Origin of the sequence: Clostridium sp. C8-1-8, assembly GCF_009928445.1 — a bacterium.
In the GTDB taxonomy this organism is placed as follows: domain Bacteria; phylum Bacillota; class Clostridia; order Clostridiales; family Clostridiaceae; genus Clostridium_AR.
In genome coordinates this window covers 68,602-90,114 of sequence record NZ_JAABNO010000006.1, presented here as the reverse complement: position 1 = coordinate 90,114, position 21,513 = coordinate 68,602, and the positions used below count along the sequence as shown (strand labels likewise).

Below are 21,513 nucleotides of genomic sequence, written 5' to 3'. Positions count from 1 at the left end.
ACTATGATTTTATTAAATGTGATATTTATAAGCATATTCGTTAGTTATGGCTTTGGAAATCTAGATGAAAAGCTGCCTTTTTATCCGTCACAGCTTTTAATATATTTATTATTTTTCTTTAGCGTTATATATGCACTTTCAAGTAAGAAGAAGATAAAGTTACCATTATGGTACATAGTTTTTATTGTATTTATCATATTTTCTATACTTTTTTCCTACTCTAGCTTTGATAACTTTGCCAAAAAGCAATTAGTAAATATGATAGTTTATCCTCTTTCCTTCTACTTTTACTTTTATGTAAATGATGTAGAGAGTATTGTAAAAAAGTATATGAACTTTTCTTTTGTAATATGTGTAATAGGAATAATACAAGAATTGGGATACTTAATTAAGTTTAGATACTTGTATGACTTTCAAATATACGGCATAAATATGCTTTTTAATGTAACAGGGCCTTTTATGAGAATAACCTCTATAGCTACGGAACCTTCATGGTTTATTTATTATATATTGCCTGCAATATATTTTTCTATAGGATTTCTTTTTGATAAAACTAAATATAAAAACTTTATAACAAGAAAAAAGGTTGTAGTAATATTGGTGGCTTCCATGCTGAGCTTTTCATTGAATGGATACCTTGCGATTTTAATATTAGTAATTAGTTTTTTGTTTAGGAAATCAAGAGTTAAAAAGGTCAGATCAAATAAGCTAAAGGTAATTATCTTAGGGATTATCTTCTTATTTATAATGATCAATGTGCCTAGCATAAGAGAGAGAATTTCAGCTATAAATGCCTTAAAGCTATCTTATCAAACTCAGAACTTATCTGTGTTTGCAATTATATCTAATTATCTCATAGTTAAAAAATCTTTTTTTGAACACCCTCTATTTGGAGTAGGCTTCTTTGCTCATAGATTTAATTATTGGAGCAATATATATAACTTTTATAATCCTAACCAAATATATATGTATTTAAACTATGTAGATGCTTCAAATATGTTCTTTAGAATAATATCAGAATTTGGAGCTTTAGGAATAGCATTATTTATTATGTATTTTGTCAGATATAGAGTTAGAGATAAAGAAGATATATCTTCTTCAAAAATAATAAGTAATATGGCCTTTTTGTCCATATTGATTTTTTCTTTAAGAAATGGGCAATATAACACTCCAACCTTTTGGTTTTTTATGGTCTTATACCAGAGTGCGTTTTATAGTTCCAAATTAAAGACTCAACAAAGTGAAAATATAACAAAAGATAATCTAGAGAGGTATAGATATGGCTAATAATATATTGATATTAAATTCCTATTTTTTACCTGGTTTTAAAGGTGGTGGACCAGTGAAATCTATAAACAATATAGTTAAGAATCTATATAAGGAATTTAATTTCTATATACTGACCAGTGATAGGGATCTTAATGATGAACAAAGGTATGCAGGAATAGAGATAAATAAGTGGATTGATAAGGACATATATAAGATATGCTATATAGATGCAAAACATATAAGTTTTAGTGAATATAAAAATATAATGAACTCAGTAGATTTTTCTTATATATATATGAACGGTTTTTTTTCACCTACTTTCACCATTAAGCCTATGATACTTAGAAAACTTGGGTTTACAAAGTGTAAGAATGCAATAGTATGTCCAAGGGGAGACTTTTCGCCCGGGCATTTAAAAATAAAGGCTTTAAAGAAGTATGGATATATCCTTTTTGCAAAGCTTACTAGCTTATATAACGGAGTAATATGGCATTCTACTAGCGAATTAGAAACAAAACACATATTGAACTTTTATAACAATGCTAAGATAAGAGTGGCTTCTAATCTGCCTCATGAAAAGCCTTTAGCCGATAAATTAATAGAAAAAGAGAAGAAAAAGGATGAATTGAAATTAGTGTTTATTTCAAGACTAGTACCGAAAAAGAATTTGGCCTTTGCATTGCAGTGCTTGCAGTATATTAATACAGGTAAGGTAGACTTTCATATATACGGCCCAAAAGAAAGTTTAGAATACTGGAAGCAATGTGAAGAGCTTATAAAATCTATTAAAGGTAATATAAAGGTTAGTTATAAAGGTGAATTGAACCAATCTGAGGTTGTAGATACTTTAGCTTTATATCATGGTTTTCTTTTTCCAACCTTAGGAGAAAACTACGGGCATGTGATTGTGGAAGCTATGCTGGCTGGTTGTGTTCCAATAATAAGTGATGAAACCCCTTGGAGAGAACTTAGGGATAAAGAAGTTGGCTGGGATATCAGCTTAAGCCATAGAGAAGAATTCGTTGAAGCTATAGTTACTTTGTTAAGCATGGATAAAAAGGAGTTTAATAAATATAGCAATAATGCCTATAGATATATACTGAGCAAGAGTAACTACAAGGAAATATTAGAGCAAAGTAAAAATCTATTTAAATAAGAGGCTTAACTTATGTTTAATCTTTGGATGAAGGTCTTGAGAAAAGCTATTAATATAAAGAATAGCGTATTAAATAAATTAACAATAAAACAGCATGGAATAGCATTGGGAAATAATGTTAAGATATATGGTAAGTTGTTTGTGCAGGGTTTAGGAAACATAGTAATAAAGGATAATGTTACTATAAGAAGTAGATACTCGGCTAATCCTATAGGAGGTCAGACCTTTACATCCTTTTTTGTAAAAGATAATGCGGAATTGGTCATTGAAAAGGGTGTGGGTATCTCAAATACCGCAATATGTGCATTTAAATATGTACATATAGGTGAGAACTGTTTTATAGGTGGAGATTGTAGAATTTTTGATACGGATTTCCACTCTATTGACTACGAAAAAAGGATAAGCGGTTTTGAAGACATCAAAACAGCGCCTGTGATCATTGGGAAGGGATGCTTTATAGGAGCTGGAACTATTATATTAAAAGGTGTTAGCATAGGAGATTATAGTGTTATAGGCGCAGGCTCAGTGGTGACAAAAAATGTCCCTTGCAAGGAAGTCTGGGCAGGTAATCCAGCAAGATTTGTGAAAAGAATCATATGATTTTAATTGCTGGCATATATAGCATCTCCCGTATAACCACTTAATTTCAACAGTATTGTTAAGTATAGCCGGAAAATTAAAAACTAACTTGGAGTTGCTAATTGATATGAAGAGAATAATTAGAGGGTTGATTAATAGTATATATACCATTTACTTTAAACTCACTATAAAAAAGATACATTGCACCATTGGTTCTAGAGTGAAAATAGATAGAAGAACTAGGTTTGAAGGACGGTCAATAGTATATAAGAATTCTAATATAACTAATTCTGTTATTGGGTTAGGAAGTTATGTAGGCTGGAATTGCAATTTGGCTAACTGCAATATAGGAAGGTTTTCATCAGTAGCTCCTTTTGTTGAGGTTATTTATGGAACTCACCCAACAAATGAATTCGTATCTACTCATCCTGCTTTTTTCTCTACACAAAAGCAAGCGGGTTTTACTTTTACAGCTGCTGATATATATAAAGAACATAAATTTGTTGATACTGATAATAAAATAAGTGTTGTAATAGGCAGTGATGTATGGGTAGGTTATGGTGCAAGGTTACTTGAAGGAGTAACAATTGGTGATGGTGCAGTAGTAGCAGCTGGTGCTGTTGTAACAAAGGATGTAGAACCTTACTCGGTGTGTGGAGGTGTTCCTGCAAAGCACCTAAAGTACAGGTATAACATGGATCAAGTGGAATTCTTAAAATCTTTCAGGTGGTGGGAGAAAGATTTTAAGTGGATAAAAGCTAACTCAGATTACTTCAAGAATATAGAGAGTTTTTATAAAAAATTTAGAGATGATAGAGGTTTTTTATGAGTAAAAGTTTAGTAAAAAACTTTATGTACAACTTAGTCTTTCAGATGGTAACACTATTTATACCATTAATAACCGTACCTTATACCTCAAGAATATTGGGAAAGCAAGGAATAGGAATATATAGCTATACTCTTTCTATAGTGCAGTACTTTATAATTATAGGAACTGTAGGAATTTCTTTGTATGGAAACAGAAGCATTGCATATGTGAGAGATGATAAAGAAAAGATGTCTAGGGTATTTTGGTCCATAACTTTATTCAAATTTATTACTACAGCCATTGCTTTGATAGTATACGTAATTATATTTTGTATAAACACTGAAAATAGTTTAATATATCTTATTCAGTCAACAAACATAGTTGCTGCAGCGCTAGATATATCATGGCTTTATATGGGGCTAGAAGATTTTAAAAAGACTGTGACAAGAAACTTATTAATAAAATTAATTGGAGTAGCTTGTATATTTTTGTTTATAAAAAGCTATGATGACTTATATGAATATGTAGCTATAAATGGGCTTATGCTTGTCTTAGGTAATTTGATTATGTGGGCGTATGTACCTAATACTGTAAGTTTTATTATGGTGACTTATACAGATATGAAACAGCATTTTATACCTGCAATAAAGCTTTTTATACCACAAATATCTGTACAAATATACGCTGTACTTGACAGAACCATGTTAGGGATACTATCCAATACTGGAGAGGTTGGGTTATATGAGCAGTCTCAAAAGATCATCCGCTTAGTGCTTGGTATAGTGACTTCGCTAGGGGTCGTTATGCTTCCTAGAATGAGTAATACCTTCTCGAAAGGGGACAATAACAAATTGAAGGAATACCTAAATAAAAGTCTAAAGGCTATTGCCTATATTTCAATTCCAATGGCTACTGGCTTAGCAGCTATTTCTAAAGAACTTGTACCATGGTTTTTTGGAAAGGATTTTTATGAAGTCTCCTATTTGCTTATACTTTCTTCTGCTAGCTTAGTGTTTATAGCTATAGGAAACGTGCTTGGAATGCATTATCTTTTGCCGTCTAACAGAACAAGAGAATTTACTGTAGCTGTAACCGTTGGAGCTATTTCAAATGTAATTATAAATCTACTGTTAATAGAAAAGTATAAGGCTCAAGGAGCATGCATAGCAACTTTAATATCTGAATTTTTAGTGGCCTACATACAATATCTTTTTATAAAGCAAAGCATAGATGGTTCTATGATTATTAATATTGTTAAGTATATTGTAGCAGCATTTTTTATGTTTGTTACTGTAAGATTGATAGGATGTTCTCTTGGACCAGCAATCTTTACAACCTTTATACAAAGCATAATAGGTGCAGCTGTATATGTTATAATTCTAGTTTTATTGAAGGAAGAAATCAATCATTTATTAACTAGTATAATAGGAAGGTATAGATATAAACTTATAAAATTGCTTAGGAAATAGATCAGTAATATAAAGCGATATAATAAAGTATATTGTAATAAAGTTTTACTAAATTATATAATACTACCATTTATAAATCTATAAGGCTGTTGCTTTAATGAATTCTAAAATATACTATGAACAGTCTATTTAATGAAACAGCCTAGAAATTTTATCTTGTCCAGTAAACATCACTTTTTACAACCTTACAAGGACTTCCACTAAGTATAGAGTTGGTTGCTACATATTTACCTCTTGTTACGCTGTTTGCTGAAATTATGCATCCATCTCCAATTACAGTACCTTTCAATATGGTACATCTGCAGCCTATCCAAACCTTATTGCCAATATATATTTCTTTATCTTCATTTACTATGATGTTATCTTCTAGCTGTTTAATATAATGAAAGTCAGTGTCCATGATTAAGTTATCCCAAGAAAATAAACAATCATCTCCGATGGTTATTTTTTTTGCACATATAATAGAAGTTTCTGCATTGATATTAAAGTTTTTTCCTATGGTTAGTTCACCTAAGACGAAAATTTTTGAGCCATGGCCTAATGTACACTTTCCGTTGAATATTACTTTCCCTTCTATATCAATTATAGTTCTTCGTCGCTTAAAATCGAAGATACCTACCTCCCCAAAGCCTATTTGTATCATCTTACTACGTATATTGCTGGTTATAGCAATAGAACCTTTAAGACTTTTCAGATATACTCTATGAGAGATTAAAACTGGAAGTTTAACTGCGTCTTTAAAATTGAAATATTTAAAATTGAAGTATAAGGTTTTTGGAAATCCTAGAATGATGGACATGTATCTATCTAATTTCATATAAAATAATCAGCTCCTCAGAAAGTAGTACGTAATATTTTTCTCCTAAGAAGGATTATTTATTCTGTATTCTAAATGGAAGTTCTGAAATTATGATATTTAGTTTACACAAAAATATTAGAAGAGTTATATTACCATAGAAAATAGGCCAATTATTAAGAAATTATTTACATATTATTACAAACTTATTAAGAAAGCAATTAGCTTATTGACTATAAAAGCTGTATAAAATACTATATTATTATGAAAAATATTCCAAATACTCAAAGTTGTTAACACATATGGCTAATAGAATTGTAAACTCAGCGTTATAAAACTTAACTTGTACAGCTATGTATTATCAATTGGTTATAAATAACTAAATGTTATATAAAATAAAGGGGGGATGGGTATGAATAGGTATGAATACTTTCAAATTCTTTTATATGAAAGAGAGCTTTTAGACAGTGAAAGAGCAATAAAGAAACTTTTGAAAAATAACATAATGCTCAGTATAGATAACCATAGGCTTAGCTCTGAGAATCAAAGGATAAAAGAAAAGTTAGAGCTTATAGAGTTAAAAGAGAAAGGTTTTATTACCATGAGGAGCAGTGTTACTAAATTAGAAATGGAGTATAAAGATACCTGGTATAGGAATGGTGGATATAGGAATTGATTGAAGCTTAGATTTGTTATAAATTATCTGTAGTTTACGAAACTACAGATAATTTATTTTGATACAAGTTAAGCAATCGTGAACTTATTAAAAAAAATGTATATAATTCTCAAACTAGGTGAATTTGTGGATGATTTGGTTTATAATTAAATAATATAAAAAGATATGGTTGTAAACTGTGTAAAACCAACTTATAGACTATAATACAAACTTTTGAAATTATAAAGATGTTTTTATGAGTTGTTTAATTTGATTAAAAAAATAATATATTGTTATGTATAAAAATGTGAAAAACCGTGATAATTGTTGATGGAATGTTTGGTTTTTATGTTAATTATAATTTATTATTGTTATTAAATAGTGTAAAATATTATCTGGGTTTATTAAACGACGGCGTTTTATTATTATGGACATAAATTCTCATTGCATATATAATGTTTATGTGTAAAAAAGTAACCAAGATGGGGGATCAATATGCAGATGATAGATAATACAAAAGTAGTATCTGATGAAGAGATTAGTGTGAAAAAGGAAAATTTAATGTATATATGTATAAAAAGACTCTTTGATTTTTTAAGTGCTTTCATTGGACTTATATTGCTTTCACCTGTTTTTGTAATTCTTATTATTTTAGTAAAATTAGATTCTAAGGGTCCAGCAATGTTTGGTCATAACAGACTTGGCAAGAATGGTAAGACTATAAAGGTTTACAAGTTTAGGACAATGGTTTCAAATGCGGATGAGGTTTTTGCTAATTTTACAGAAGAGCAGAAGAAAGAGTTTGCTATAAACTTTAAGCTTGATAATGATCCTAGAATAACTAGGATAGGTAATTTTTTAAGGAAGACAAGCCTGGATGAGTTGCCTCAACTTTTAAATATATTACTAGGAGATATGAGTGTTGTGGGGCCTAGACCTATAGTTGAGAAGGAAGTAGAAAAGTACGGCAAGTTTGCTCCAAAGTTTTTCTCTGTTACACCTGGCCTTACTGGATACTGGCAGGCTCATGGTAGAAGTGATACCACTTATGAGGAAAGAATAGCTATGGACATGTATTATGTAGATAACAGGTCCTTAATCTTAGATATAAAGATAATCGGTAAAACCTTTGTATCGGTTATAAAAAAAGAGGGCGCAATGTAGATAAAGCAACTTACTAAAAAATAAGGGGTAATGAAAATGAAAGTAGACATAATATGTCCTTTATATAATGCTAGTAATTATATAAATTCATTACATAGCAGTTTAATGTCTCAGACAGTGGATTTTGATGTAAGTATTAGATATGCACTTACAGAATCAACTGATAATACCTTGGAGATTTTAAAAGGACTTAATTTAGAATATGTACTTATAAAAAAAGAAGAATTTTCACATAGTAGAACAAGAGAAATTATGGCTATGGATTCAGAAAGTGATATCATAGTGTTTATATCTCAAGATGTTATGATGAAAAATGATAAGTGGTTAAGTAATTTAGTGAATCCTATAATCAATGGAGTTTGTGAGGCTGCTTTTAGTAGACAGATATGCGAAAATAACTCTATAGAGAAATACATAAGAGAGAAAAATTACCCTGAACAATCAAGGATTGTATCAAAAGAAGATATTGATAAGTTAGGTCTTATGACCTTTTTTTATTCAGATGCTTCTTCAGCTGTAAAAACCTCAGTATACAAAGAATTAAATGGATACGACGGAAAGCATCTAATAATAAATGAAGATATGTATTTAGCTCATAAAATAATAGAAAATGGATTTAGGATAAAGTATTGTGCAGATTCAGAGGTGTATCACTCACATACATTTACATTAAGACAATTGTTTAACAGGTATTTTGATACTGGAGTGTTTTTTAAGATAAACTCTATATTCCTAACTTATAAGGGTAATCAAAGTGGAATGGCTTTGTTTAAACATGTGTTATTAAGAGCTGTAAAAGAAATGAATTTTAAAGTTTTATTAATTTTAATACCTAATTTTGCTACTAGATATATAGGAAATATTTTAGGGCAGAAATATGAAAAGTTATCGTCGAAAAAAAGAATTAAATATTCTTTAGATAAAAAATATTGGACAAGGTTTGAGGAGGATATATAAGATGAAGGGAATAATACTAGCTGGTGGGTCAGGTACTAGACTTTATCCAGTAACAAAGGCAATGTCAAAACAGATGGTTCCTATATATGATAAGCCTATGATATACTATCCAATGTCTGTGTTAATGCTTGCTGGAATAAGAGAGATATTAATAATATCAACACCAAGAGACATAGTTAACTTTAAGGAGTTATTCAGAGATGGCTCAGAATTAGGTCTTAAGATTGAATATGCTGTTCAGGAAGCTCCAAATGGACTTGCTGAAGCCTTTATAATAGGAGAAGAGTTTATTGGAGATGATAATGTTGCTATGATATTAGGCGATAACATCTTCTATGGACAAAGATTTAGTGATAATTTAAAGAGAGCAGCAGCTTTAGAAAAGGGTGCTATGGTATTTGGATACTATGTTCAAAACCCTAAGGCTTTCGGTGTTGTTGAGTTCGATAGTGAAGATAGGGTTATATCTTTAGAAGAAAAGCCAGAAAAACCAAAGTCAAAGTATGCGGTTCCAGGACTTTATTTTTATGATAACTCAGTAGTGGAAAAAGCTAAAAATCTAAAGCCTTCTGATAGAGGAGAGCTAGAGATAACTGACTTAAATAAAGTATATATGCAGGAAGGTACTCTAAAGGTAGAACTTTTAGGAAGAGGCCTTGCATGGCTAGATACAGGAACACACGGCTCTATGCTACAAGCATCTAACTTTGTAGAAGCGGTACAAAATACACAAGGTACTTACATTGCATGTCTAGAAGAAATAGCTTTTAGAAAAGGTTGGATTAGTGCTGACCAGGTTAGAGAGCTTGCAAAACCTCTTATGAAGACTGGATACGGTCAATATCTTGTTGATGTTGTTGAAGAAATTGAGAAGAAAAACAGATAAAATAATATTTATTAAGAAGGTGAGTTTGTATGGGACAGTTTAAGTTTATTGAAACAAAGATTAAGGACTTATACATAATACAACCTAATGTTGTTGGAGATAACAGAGGTTATTTTATGGAAAGTTATAATAAGAAGGACTTTTTTGAAGCAGGTTTAAAGATGGACTTTGTTCAAGACAATGAATCTAAATCAAAAAAAGGTGTTTTAAGAGGTCTTCACTTCCAAACAAAGCATACTCAAGGAAAGCTTGTTAGAGTTACTAAAGGACAGGTTTATGATGTAGCTGTAGATCTTAGAAAAGGATCGCCTACCTTTGGAATGTGGGAAGGTGTGCTTCTTACTGAAGAAAATAAAAGACAATTTTATGTGCCAGAAGGTTTTGCTCATGGTTTCTTAGTAGTATCAGATGAAGCCGTATTTAATTACAAATGTACTGATTACTATGCACCTGAATATGATAGTGGACTTTTATGGAACGATCCTGATGTAGCAGTTCAGTGGCCTCTAGAAGGAATAGAAGAGTTGCTTTTATCAGAAAAGGATAAAAAGCAAAAGCCATTGAAGGAATTAGATGTACCATTTGAATATAAAGGAGAGTAATTATATGAAAACTTATTTAGTAACTGGTGGAGCAGGATTTATAGGCTCAAATTTTGTACTTTACATGTTGAAAAAATACAATGATGTTAAGATTATAAACTTAGATAAGCTTACTTATGCAGGAAATCTTGAGAATTTAAAGGATGTACAGGAAAATCCTAACCATATATTTGTTCAAGGAGATATATGTGATAAAGAGCTTGTAACAGGACTTTTTGAAAAGTATGATATAGACTATGTTGTTAACTTTGCAGCAGAGTCACATGTAGATAGAAGTATAAAAGAACCTGAGATATTTGCAAGTACAAATGTTTTAGGAACAGTAAACTTACTAAATTGTGCTAAGAATGCATGGGAAAGAGAAAATGGATGGAAAGAAGGAGTAAGATATCATCAAGTTTCAACAGATGAAGTTTACGGTTCTCTTGGAGAAACAGGTTACTTCATGGAAACAACTCCACTTGATCCTCATAGTCCATATTCATCAAGTAAAGCTGGAGCTGATTTCATGGTTAAGGCTTACTTTGATACTTATAACATGCCAGTGACTATAACTAGATGTTCTAATAACTATGGACCATATCATTTCCCAGAAAAGCTAATACCATTACTTATAAATAACTGCTTAAATCATAAAGATCTTCCTGTTTATGGTGATGGGCTTAATATAAGAGATTGGCTTTATGTAGAAGATCATTGTAAGGCTATCGACATGGTTGTAAGAGATGGCAGAGTTGGAGAAGTTTACAATGTTGGTGGTCATAATGAAAGAACTAATATTCAGATAGTAAAGACTGTAGTTGCATATGTTCATGACAATGTAGATGCATCCGTAACAGAAGAGCTAATTAAGTATGTTGAAGACAGAAAAGGTCATGACAGAAGATACGGTATAGCTCCTGACAAGATAAAAGAAGAATTAGGTTGGTACCCAGAAACTACTTTTGAAGTAGGTATAGTTAAGACTATTCAATGGTATTTAGATAATAGACAATGGATGGAACACGTTACTTCTGGAGAATATCAAAAGTACTATGATAAGATGTACAATTAAATTATTAGAGGGGTTAATTAGTTATTATCATCTAGAATCCACCAGCGATTTATAGGATAGTAGAAATTAGCACCAAAATAAACCTCTTTGTATTTTTAAGGCTTTAAAAAGCTTAATACAAAGAGGTTAGTTTATTATAATAAAGGATGAAGCTTATGGATAAATTGGTTAGCTTGGTAATAATAAATTTTAATAATAAAGACTATATTGAAAGATGTATGAATTCTATACTTAATCAAACCTATAAAAATCTAGAAATTATTTTTATAGATAATAACTCTAAAGATGGATCTTTTGAACTGTTTGATCAATTGTATGATGCAGAAAACATAGTGAAAATAAACAATAGTGATAATAAAGGTTATTCAGGAGCGGCAAATCAAGGGATAGAAGTTTCAAAAGGTGAATATATAATGCTTTTAAATCCAGATATTATTTTAGAAGAAGATTTCATCTACAAATTGTATTGCTATGCTGAAAAAGATGTTAAGATTGCCGCTCTATCTGGAAAGTTGTTGAAATACGATTTTAAAAACGATAAGAAATTAAATTATATTGATAGTGCTGGTATTGAGTTCTACAGTAATAGAAAGTTTAAGGATAGAGGTCAAAACGAAGAGGATAGAGGGCAGTATGACTCTATAGAAAGAATCTTCGGCGTATGTGGTGCAGCACCTTTCTATAGAAGAAGTTCTCTGGAAGATATAAAGGTGAAAAACGAGTATTTCGATGAAGACTTTTTTGCATACAAAGAAGATATAGATGTTTCTTGGAGATTGAACTTAGCAGGATTTAAGTGCATGTATTATCCAGAAGCTGTAGCCTTTCATGGAAGGGGTCTTGGAGGATCTAAAGGTGGAGTTTTGAACTTTATTAAACATAGAAAAACCCAATCAGAGTTCCTAAGGGGGATTTCTCATAGAAACCATATACTTCTTTTAGAAAAGAATGAATTCGAAAAGGTGCCTCCAATGGAGGTTTTAAAAAAGATATGTAGAAGCTTTGCGCTGATAATATATTCGTTGATGTATGAGAGATTCGTATTTAAATACACTATGGAAGCTAAAAGACTAATTCCTAAGATCAGAGAAAAGAGAAAGATATTTATGGACAATCATCCGAGTATTGAGGATATTAATCATTTAATAAAAAGATAGTTATTAAAGTAAATATGTTTATTGTGAGAATAGATTGGAGAGTATTATGATAAATATCGATTCAATATGCGCAGTTGTAGTTTCATATAATGCAGGACAAGGTATAATTGATGGCATAGCGGCAATAAGAAATCAAGTGAAGAAAACTTTAATTGTAGATAATGGATCTAACCCGGAAAATTTAAAAATATTAGAAAGTTTTAAAGCTGAGGAAGATATTGAGATTATCTATAATAATGAAAATGTTGGCATTGCTAAGGCATTTAATATAGGAATTGAGTATGCACGAAAAAATGACTTTAAGTTTATAATTACACTAGATCAAGATAGTATTTGTACAAAAGATTTAGTTTATAATATGATTGCGACCTATGAAGGCTTAAATGATAAGGATAAAGAGAAAATTAAAGTTTTAGTTCCTAATCATGTAGAAAAGCAAGCTTATTATGCTAACCAAGTTTCTGTAAATACAGAATATGAATATGTGCTAACTGAAATTAGTTCAGGAAGTCTTATTGATATGAGTGTATTTGATAAGATAGGGGATTTCGATGAAAAATTATTTATAGATCTAGTAGATCATGATTTTTGCTTAAGGGTAAAACTTAATGATTATGCCATATTGAAAGTCAATAATGCCATATTACTTCATAGTCTTGGGGATACCAAAGTTTATAAGCTTTTTGGTAAGAATATAACGTCTAGTAATCACTCAGCCTTAAGAAGATATTATATGACTAGAAACAGGTTATATATATGGAAGAAATATAAGCAAAGCTTCCCAGAATGGGTTAAGCATGATAAAAATTTGTTTTTTCAAGAGATTGCTAGGCTTACCCTATTTGAGAAAAATAAGTTAAAAAAGTTATGCATGATTGTAGAAGGCTTTAGTGATTACAAAAAAGGAAGATTTTATAAAAAAGATTAGGGGGTAAATATATGACGAATCCTTTCTTAGTATATGTTATAAGCTTTTTGTCTGTTTTACTTGTTTATTTACTTGGATGGTCCAACCTTTATCCTAGTTTAACAATATGGACAGTTTTATTTTTTGTTCTATCTTTTGCTATTTCAGCATTTTTGGGTATAAGAAGCCATAAAAAAGGTGAGCTAAGGTATGAAACTATAGAATATAACAAAAAGATTAAATATATATCTGTGCTAATTTTCTTAGGTTATATTGCGGAATTTATATATGCGGGAGGGGCGCCACTATTAAACTCAAAAATAAATTATTTGGAGTTTTCAGGTATACCTACTTTTCACATATTTCTATTTAGCTTCACAATATTCTATGGAGTATATTTATTTCATTTATTCCTATCTACTAAAAACAAAATTGTATTAGTTTTATATTTATTAAATTATGTTCCTGCATTACTAATTGTATCTAGGGGATTGATAATAAATATATTTTTGGGAAGCTTATTTGTATTTTTAAGTATGATAGGTATTAGGAGATTACTAAATAAAAAGATAATAATTTCATTAGCAGTTATAGGTATTGCCTTTCTATATCTATTTGGTTTTTTTGGAAACTATAGAGTAAGTCTATCAGATCATACTTACGATAAATTTAGCAGCAAATATATACTGGACATAGGAGGGGCGTCTGAAAGCTTTAGAAATAATAAGATTATTCCTAAGCCGTTTTTTTGGTCATATATATATATTTCTTCGCCTTTAGCTAATTTGCAGCTAAATATCGATGATAATAACACTGAAATTAATTCAACTAATATTAAAAACTTTGTAACTAGAGAAGTTTTACCTGATATAGTAGCGAGAAGATTGGTAAAAGAAGAACCTTTTCAGATAAGTGATCATGTAAAGCTAATAAAGAAAGAATTGATTGTTGGAACTCTATACATGGGTGGTTTTTATTATCTAGGTTGGATTGGTGTAATACTTCAGTTTATATATCTTATGGCAGTAATATTTATTTATATGAAGTTAGTTGGAAAAAACAATAAGTTAAGAATAGTAGCGATAAGTATGATGTGCAATATGGTTGTTCTAAGTACTTTTTCAAATATGATTGTATTTGCAGGAATGAGTATGCAGCTTGTATTCCCAATTCTTTATAGAATAATATTATATATATATAATAAGAGGATTGGTTATGAAAAATAAAAATATCAAAGATTTTGCATATACTTTAGGTGCTAATTCTATCAATGTTTTAGGTGGAGTAATAACTGCATTGGTTATTCCAAAAATACTAAACATAAATGAATATGCATATTTTAGAATTTTTACACTCTACGTTACCTATGTAGGTATATTTCAATTTGGATTTAATGACGGAGTTCTTGTAAACTATGGTAGTTATGAATATGATGACATTCCGAAAAAGAAGTTTAAGACATATTTTAACTTTCTTTTATTATTTCAACTAATAACAGCAGTAATTATTTTTGTTGCTTCGTTTATAATGATAAAAGAGCCGATAAAGAGAGATTTATTCTATTTGTTAGCATTTAATGGATTTATATTGAATCTATCAACCTTCTTTTCATTTATAAGTCAATTTACTAGGAAGTTTAAGTTGTATTCATATAGTATGATAGCATCAAAGCTATTATATATTGTAGGGTGTATTGTATTATTTATATTAAAAATAGATGTGCATATGGCATTTGTAATGCTTACTACTGGTGCAAATCTATTTACATTGATCATATTCTTATACTATAACAAAGATATCTTGCAAGCTAAGAGTCAAAGGATTATGGATTTGAAGGATGATATAAAGGAAAACTTTTCTTCAGGATTCTTAATGATGATCGGTAATCTTATTACATTGATTATACTTGGGTTAGACAGAATATTTATAGAAAAGTATTTCACTTTAAGAGATTTTGCGATGTATTCATTTGCATATTCCATAATAACATTATTTTATTTATTAATTAACTCATTTTCTACAGTGGTATTTCCTTATATAGCGAGACTTGAGGGGGATAAATTAGGAAAAGCATACTCAACAATTAAGAAGGGCTTAAATTTAGTTTTATCCTTATCTTTTTTAGCTTTTTTCTTTATAAAATTTATAATACAGCTTTACTTGCCTAAATATATGGATTCACTACCCCTAGTCCTAGTGCTAACACCTACGGTTTTATTTAGTGGCCAAATAACTATATTAGCTCTAAACTATTATAAAGCTTTGAAGTTAAATAAAGAATATACCAAGAACAATATCTTTGCATTTGTATTGGCCATAATCTGTAACTTTTTAGCTTGTGTAATTATAAAAACGCCAGTGGGAATAGCTTGGGCCACTTTATTAGCTTTTTTAATTTGGAATATATATTCTGATGCTTTTTTTGTTAAAACAATGCATATAAGTTTGTTTAAGGAAACTATAACTGGTATAATTTTAAGTGTAGGATTTGTACTTTGCGCTTATATAGATAAGTGGTATCTTGGATTCTTATCTTACCTAATCATATATTCCGTAATAGTTGTTTTGTTTTTCTTTAATGATCTTAAGAATATAGGTAGAATTAAAGAAGTTTTAAAAAAAAGGGGGAGATAATTAATGAATTTTTTAAAGAATAGGATGATTAGAAAAGTACTGTCCTTTACTGTATGTATTTATGTTTTTTTCATGTATTCTACACCAGTGTACGCATTGAGTTCTACTCAATCTGGTCAAAATGAAGCTGCCTCAAGTACTAAGCCGATGCTGATGTGCATAGATTCGCCTACAAGTAATAGCCAGCTTTCACCCTATACTTTAGTAACTGGATGGGCTTTAAATCCAGCTGCTTTGAGAGAGGTAAGAGTATATGTAGATGACAACTTTAATGGCAATGCATATATTGGCAACTATAGACCTGATGTAAACAGTGCTTATCCAGGGTATCCATCTGGAGATAGAAGTGGATACAGTTTAACTCTAGATACAGCAAAGTTATCCAATGGCAATCATACGATAACAGTTGAACAGATAGGATTGGATAACTCTCAAAAATCTACTAGTGTAACTGTTCAAAAAACTCAAAAGGATCCTATTACCTACATAGACTATCCTACACAGAACATAAATCTTTCAAAAAACATATTAGTTACAGGATGGGCATTAAATGGCTCAGGAATGAAGTCTGTAGGAGTTTATTTAGATGATATGTTTAAAGGGTATGCTACTCTAGGAGATATGAGGCCTGATGTAGCAGCTGCTTATCCAGGGTATCCTAATGGAGATAGAAGTGGATATAAGTATACTGTGGATACTGCAAATCTTTCACCTGGAAGTCATACAATAAAGGTTGTAGGTAACGGAGCTGATGGAACTTCTAAAGCAAATACTGTTAGTTTTAACTATTATATTAGAAGTGCTATGTATCAGATAGACGAGCCAAGTAACGGAAGCAATATAACAAGCGATTTTGCTATAAGAGGATGGGCTTTAAGTCCGTCAGGTGTTAAGTCAGTGGAGCTTAGTATTGATGGTAATTATGTTGGACAAGGAACCATAGGTCTAATGAGACCAGATGTTAATAAAGTTTACCCTGATTATGATAATTCATTGAAAAGTGGATATCAGTGCTCGGTGGGATTTGATACCATTAAACCAGGAAATCATTTAATACAAATTAGATTTAACAATAATGATCAAAGTAGTGAAACTAGACAATTCAATATAAATATAGTTAAACCAGAACCTAAAGCCAACATTGATTCACCAGCTCCTAATAGTACCATATTATCTGATCAAGTTCTGATAGGTGGATGGGGAGTAAATGCTGCTGGTGTAGCTCAAGTTAAAGTATATATTGATGGAGTCTACGTAGGAGATGCAGCAATAGGCTATAGAAGAGACGATGTTGGTAGTGCTTATAGTAACTACAAAGAAAGTTCAAATAGCGGATTTAATTATGTTCTGTCTACAAATGGAATGTCTGTTGGCAAGCATGATATAAAGATCTCTATATGTGGTAAGGATGGTTCTATTTTAGATAAGTTTACTTCATTCTACCTAAAAGGAATAGTTACTTATAAGCAATACGATAATACATTTGATTATTATGTAAATCAACAAATTCAAAAAGGTGGCAATACTTATTGGGATAATACTCCTGCTACCAATGAAGATGTTAGATACTATATGGATGTAAATAATTTCTTAAATAATGATACCTATAGATATATGTTCTTGAAGTTAAATTATGCTGAAGGAATATCAGTAGATAATTTAAACAATGCAGTAAAAGGACAAGGAATTTTAGATGGAAAAGGTCAAGCTTTTCTTGATGGAGGTAAGAGATACAATATCAATCCAATATACTTAGTATCACATTCATTACATGAAACTAATAATGGATTATCTAGGTTAGCAAATGGTATTTTAGTTACTTCAGTTGATGGACAAACTGTTGAACCAAGGATTGTATATAATATGTATGGCATTGGTGCTAAAAACAGTGACCCTGAAAGATTAGGATCAGAATATGCATATAAACAAGGGTGGTTCACAGTTGATAGTGCAATAATTGGTGGAGCTAGCTTTATATCAACTGATTATATAACAAGTCTAAAATATCAGCAAAATACATTATATAAAATGAAGTGGAACTATCAGGATGTATATCACGAATATGCAACTGATGTTAACTGGGCAAAGGCACAAACTACAAATATAAAGAAACTTATTGATAAGATGTCTAATCCTACATTGTATTTTGAGGTACCGGCATATAAATAGGAGAATTCTAATGAGAAAATTAAATAAAGTACTTTCTATAATTTGTGTTTTTTTGTTTATATCTAATCTATTTTCAGCTACAAAGGTATATGCAGAACAAGCACAGGAATCAATGAATGTAATAGATGATCCAGTTGAAAATTTCTCTACATTTGATGGTTCTATGTTAGTTAGAGGTTGGGCGATTAGTAAGTCAGGTTTGAAAGAAGTTAAGGTTTATATTGATGATAATTTAGAAGGATATGCAAGTTTAGGACTAGCAAGGCCTGATGTTGGAAAAGCTTACCCTAACTATGTAAACTCTAATATATCAGGTTATGCATTTACTGTAGATCTATCTAAATATAAAGAAGGAAACCATAAGGTCTCTGTACAAGCTGTTTCAGCTGATGGTTCTATAAAGATATCTTCTAAGAATATTGAAAAAAAGGTTAGGAAGCCTCTTGCTAATCTAGATAGTCCTGTAGGTAATTCGCATATATCAAAGGAATCCCTACTGGTTAGAGGTTGGGCACTTAATCCTTCAGGACTTAGGTATGTAGGTGTGTACTTAAATAATGCATTTAAGGGATATGCTACTATAGGAGAAATCAGAACTGACATTGACGCAGCATACCCAGGATATCCAGCTGGTAAAAATAGTGGGATAAATTATATAATTGAAAACAAAGATTTAAATGAAGGGCAAAATGTTGTTAGAATTGAAGCTGTTGGAACAGATGGCAGCAAAGTTAGCGATGAGAGAGTCTTCTATGTGTATAGAGGAGAGCCTAGAATAGCTGTAGATGAGCCTTCAGATAATGCTACTATCAGCGACGATTTTTTAGTTAGAGGATGGGCTTTAAATGCCTCTGGGATAACAAAAGTAAATGTTTATGTTGATAATGCAAATGTAGGAACAGCAACACTAGGACAATCTAGAGAAGATGTAAAAAGAGCTTATCCTAATTATCCTGATGCAGATAAGAGTGGATATATTCTTACTTTAAGGCAGAGTGGAATAGGTCCTGGGATAAGGGAAGTAAAGGTAGAAGCAATTGGAAGTGATGGTACTAGCTCTACTGCAATTAGAAAAGTAAATATAATTAAACCTCAACCAGAAATAAATATAGACACAGTAAGAGATGGTCAGGACTTGAATAGAGGCCAAGTTAATTTAGGTGGTTGGGCTGTTAATTACTCAGGTGTAAGATCTGCAAAAGTTTATTTGGATAACAACTACTTAGGTGATGCTAACATAGGGTTCTCTAGACCAGATGTAAAAGCTGCCTACCCTAAATACTATCAAGCAGAGAGTAGTGGCTTTAACTACACTCTAAATATGCAGGATAAATCAAGTGGAATCCATAATCTGAAGGTAGTTGCTATAGGAAACGATGGAACAGTAAAGGAAAAGAGTTTAAATGTATACAATGGTAAAAGGTTAATAGTTGTAGACCCTGGTCATAACTATGGTAAAGATTATGGTGCAGAGCGAACTATAGACAAAGTTATATACTCGGAGACAGAACTAAATATGCAGGTTGCAGTAAAGCTTCAAGCAACTCTTACATCCATGGGGTATACAGTGGTTATGACTAGACAGCCTTGGCAAAGACCTACTGATTCACTTGATGATAGTTTACAAGGTAGAACTAAGCTGGCAAATGATCTAAAAGCTGATCTTTTTGTAAGTATACATCATGATGTTAGTGATAGCAACTCGACAACTAATGGAGTTAGTACCCATTATAGCAGTTATAGACCTAGTCTTGACAATGATGGTATTGTTTCAGGTTCTGATCCAGGTGGGTGGAGCTATGATGATCTAAAGATCGATACAACTCCAACGGTTCAGGCACAGTTAAGCAAACAATTAGCAAACAATGTGGTTAATGCACTTGGAAGCCGTTTAGGCTATAACAATTTAAGGGCACATGATCATGGATTATATGTAACTAGAAATATAAATACACCATCTATATTGATAGAATGTGGATTTATAAGTAATCCAGAGGAAGCAAAGAGATGTGCAAACCAAGATGAGCAACAAAAGAAGGCTGATGTTATAGCTGGTGAGATAAGAAAGTTGTTTTAATAATTAAAGCTCTATGGAAGTAATATTCTATAGAGTCTTTTAATTATTTAGGAAATTATATATATGTTAGGAATAACTAATATTTTTTGATATAATTAAAAATGAGATTTATTTTGGAGGTATAATTATGAAAATTTTAATAACAGGAGCAAAAGGCCAATTAGGAACTCAAATAATTAACATAATAAAGAGTGGTAAGTCAGAACTAGGTAATGTACCATCTGAAGTTGTTGCATCAGAAATAATAGGTATAGATGTTCAGGAGCTTGATATAACAAACCTTGAGGCTACAAGAGATTATATCGGAGCAATTAAACCTGATGTAGTTGTTAATTGTGCTGCTTATACTAATGTAGATGCTTGTGAAACCAATGAAGATATAGCGTTTAAAGTTAATGCTATAGGACCAAGAAATCTTGCTATTGTTTGCGAAGAGTTAGGTGCTAAACTTATACATATTTCTACTGATTACGTATTTAGTGGAGTTGGAAGTAAAGCATTAAAAGAATATGATCTAACAGGACCTGTAAGTGTTTATGGTAAAACAAAGCTTGCAGGAGAAGAATTTGTAAAGCAGTTTTCAAGTAAATACTTTATAGTAAGAACTGCATGGCTTTATGGTTATAATGGTAATAATTTTGTGTATACAATGATGAAGTTAGGAAAAGAAAAGGACTTTATAGATGTAGTGAATGACCAAAGAGGAAATCCTACAAATGCAGAGGATTTGGCACATCATATCTTAAAACTTATTGGAACAGAAGAATATGGAACTTATCATTGTACTGGAAGTGGAGAATGTACTTGGTATGATTTTGCTAAGAAAATAATTGAGTTATCAGGCATAGATTGTGAGATTAGACCATGTACATCTGAGCAATTTGTAAGACCGGCTAAGAGGCCAGAATTTTCATCTTTAGATAACATGATGCTAAGATGTACTGTTGGTGATGAAATGAGAGATTGGGAAGTTGCTATTAAAGAGTTTATTGATAATATACAAAAGAAATAAGTAATGGATCATTATGTATAAAAACTTGATGAAAGTTTTTATTTACTTTCAAATTAACTACAATTATAATTTTCATGTACTATTAAACTTAATAAAGATAAAGAAACTACGCTAAGTCGTAGTTTTTTCTTTTAAATAGATTGGCAAAAATTAATTTAACTT

19 protein-coding genes are annotated in these 21,513 nt (G+C 30.9%); 18 read left to right on the top strand and 1 reads right to left on the bottom strand.

Annotation, left to right across the window (positions count from 1 at the left end):
* Positions 1 to 3: 3 nt before the first annotated feature.
* From GXK57_RS08475 to GXK57_RS08455, 5 genes are all read left to right on the top strand, one after another.
* Entirely contained in the window at positions 4 to 1,287 is a 1,284-nt protein-coding gene (locus GXK57_RS08475; protein ID WP_160674369.1) for an O-antigen ligase family protein, read from the top strand.
* A complete protein-coding gene (locus GXK57_RS08470) occupies positions 1,280 to 2,425 on the top strand; it encodes a glycosyltransferase (protein ID WP_160674366.1) in 1,146 nt (381 codons plus the stop codon). Before GXK57_RS08475 ends, GXK57_RS08470 begins: the two co-directional genes overlap by 8 nt.
* 12 nt (positions 2,426 to 2,437) lie before the next feature.
* On the top strand, positions 2,438 to 3,025 hold the full coding sequence (locus GXK57_RS26540) for an acyltransferase (RefSeq protein ID WP_160674363.1): 588 nt from the start codon (positions 2,438 to 2,440) through the stop codon (positions 3,023 to 3,025).
* A gap of 106 nt (positions 3,026 to 3,131) precedes the next feature.
* Positions 3,132 to 3,833 carry a DapH/DapD/GlmU-related protein gene (locus GXK57_RS26835; protein WP_160674360.1) on the top strand — a complete coding sequence of 234 codons (702 nt, stop codon included), beginning with the start codon at positions 3,132 to 3,134 and terminating at the stop codon, positions 3,831 to 3,833.
* On the top strand, positions 3,830 to 5,281 hold the full coding sequence (locus GXK57_RS08455) for a flippase (protein WP_160674357.1): 1,452 nt from the start codon (positions 3,830 to 3,832) through the stop codon (positions 5,279 to 5,281). Before GXK57_RS26835 ends, GXK57_RS08455 begins: the two co-directional genes overlap by 4 nt.
* Positions 5,282 to 5,432: 151 nt before the next feature.
* Here GXK57_RS08455 and GXK57_RS08450 read toward each other — a convergent pair whose 3' ends face one another.
* Positions 5,433 to 6,098, bottom strand: coding sequence for an acyltransferase (locus tag GXK57_RS08450; protein WP_160674354.1), 666 nt, complete (start codon positions 6,096 to 6,098; stop codon positions 5,433 to 5,435).
* A gap of 391 nt (positions 6,099 to 6,489) precedes the next feature.
* On the opposite strand from GXK57_RS08450, the gene GXK57_RS08445 reads away from it, so the two are divergent.
* From GXK57_RS08445 to rfbD, 13 genes are all read left to right on the top strand, one after another.
* Positions 6,490 to 6,753: a hypothetical protein gene (locus tag GXK57_RS08445; RefSeq protein WP_160674351.1), complete on the top strand. Its 264-nt coding sequence runs from the start codon at positions 6,490 to 6,492 to the stop codon at positions 6,751 to 6,753.
* Positions 6,754 to 7,227: 474 nt separating this feature from the next.
* Positions 7,228 to 7,896 (top strand): sugar transferase, encoded by a 669-nt coding sequence (locus GXK57_RS08440; protein ID WP_160674348.1) that lies wholly within the window; start codon positions 7,228 to 7,230, stop codon positions 7,894 to 7,896.
* Between the two features lie 36 nt (positions 7,897 to 7,932).
* Entirely contained in the window at positions 7,933 to 8,853 is a 921-nt protein-coding gene (locus GXK57_RS08435; protein ID WP_160674345.1) for a glycosyltransferase, read from the top strand.
* 1 nt (position 8,854) lies between these two features.
* A complete protein-coding gene (rfbA, locus tag GXK57_RS08430) occupies positions 8,855 to 9,739 on the top strand; it encodes a glucose-1-phosphate thymidylyltransferase RfbA (RefSeq protein WP_128215415.1) in 885 nt (294 codons plus the stop codon).
* 29 nt (positions 9,740 to 9,768) lie between these two features.
* Entirely contained in the window at positions 9,769 to 10,341 is a 573-nt protein-coding gene (gene rfbC, locus GXK57_RS08425; protein ID WP_160674342.1) for a dTDP-4-dehydrorhamnose 3,5-epimerase, read from the top strand.
* A 4-nt stretch (positions 10,342 to 10,345) separates the two neighbouring features.
* On the top strand, positions 10,346 to 11,395 hold the full coding sequence (rfbB, locus tag GXK57_RS08420) for a dTDP-glucose 4,6-dehydratase (RefSeq protein ID WP_160674339.1): 1,050 nt from the start codon (positions 10,346 to 10,348) through the stop codon (positions 11,393 to 11,395).
* Positions 11,396 to 11,550: 155 nt separating this feature from the next.
* Positions 11,551 to 12,552, top strand: coding sequence for a glycosyltransferase family 2 protein (locus tag GXK57_RS08415; protein WP_160674336.1), 1,002 nt, complete (start codon positions 11,551 to 11,553; stop codon positions 12,550 to 12,552).
* 46 nt (positions 12,553 to 12,598) lie between these two features.
* Entirely contained in the window at positions 12,599 to 13,480 is an 882-nt protein-coding gene (locus GXK57_RS08410; protein WP_160674333.1) for a glycosyltransferase family 2 protein, read from the top strand.
* Positions 13,481 to 13,491: 11 nt separating this feature from the next.
* Positions 13,492 to 14,685: an O-antigen polymerase gene (locus GXK57_RS08405; RefSeq protein ID WP_160674330.1), complete on the top strand. Its 1,194-nt coding sequence runs from the start codon at positions 13,492 to 13,494 to the stop codon at positions 14,683 to 14,685.
* On the top strand, positions 14,675 to 16,093 hold the full coding sequence (locus GXK57_RS08400) for an oligosaccharide flippase family protein (protein ID WP_160674327.1): 1,419 nt from the start codon (positions 14,675 to 14,677) through the stop codon (positions 16,091 to 16,093). The genes GXK57_RS08405 and GXK57_RS08400 overlap by 11 nt, the downstream gene beginning before the upstream one ends.
* A gap of 3 nt (positions 16,094 to 16,096) precedes the next feature.
* Complete coding sequence (locus tag GXK57_RS08395; protein ID WP_160674324.1) at positions 16,097 to 18,262, top strand: Ig-like domain-containing protein; 2,166 nt, start codon at positions 16,097 to 16,099, stop codon at positions 18,260 to 18,262.
* Positions 18,263 to 18,272: 10 nt separating this feature from the next.
* The gene (locus GXK57_RS08390; RefSeq protein ID WP_160674321.1) at positions 18,273 to 20,339 is read left to right on the top strand and encodes an N-acetylmuramoyl-L-alanine amidase; all 2,067 of its coding nucleotides are present in this window, start codon (positions 18,273 to 18,275) and stop codon (positions 20,337 to 20,339) included.
* Between the two features lie 127 nt (positions 20,340 to 20,466).
* Positions 20,467 to 21,351 carry a dTDP-4-dehydrorhamnose reductase gene (gene rfbD / locus GXK57_RS08385; protein WP_160674318.1) on the top strand — a complete coding sequence of 295 codons (885 nt, stop codon included), beginning with the start codon at positions 20,467 to 20,469 and terminating at the stop codon, positions 21,349 to 21,351.
* The last annotated feature ends 162 nt before the right edge of the window (positions 21,352 to 21,513 follow it).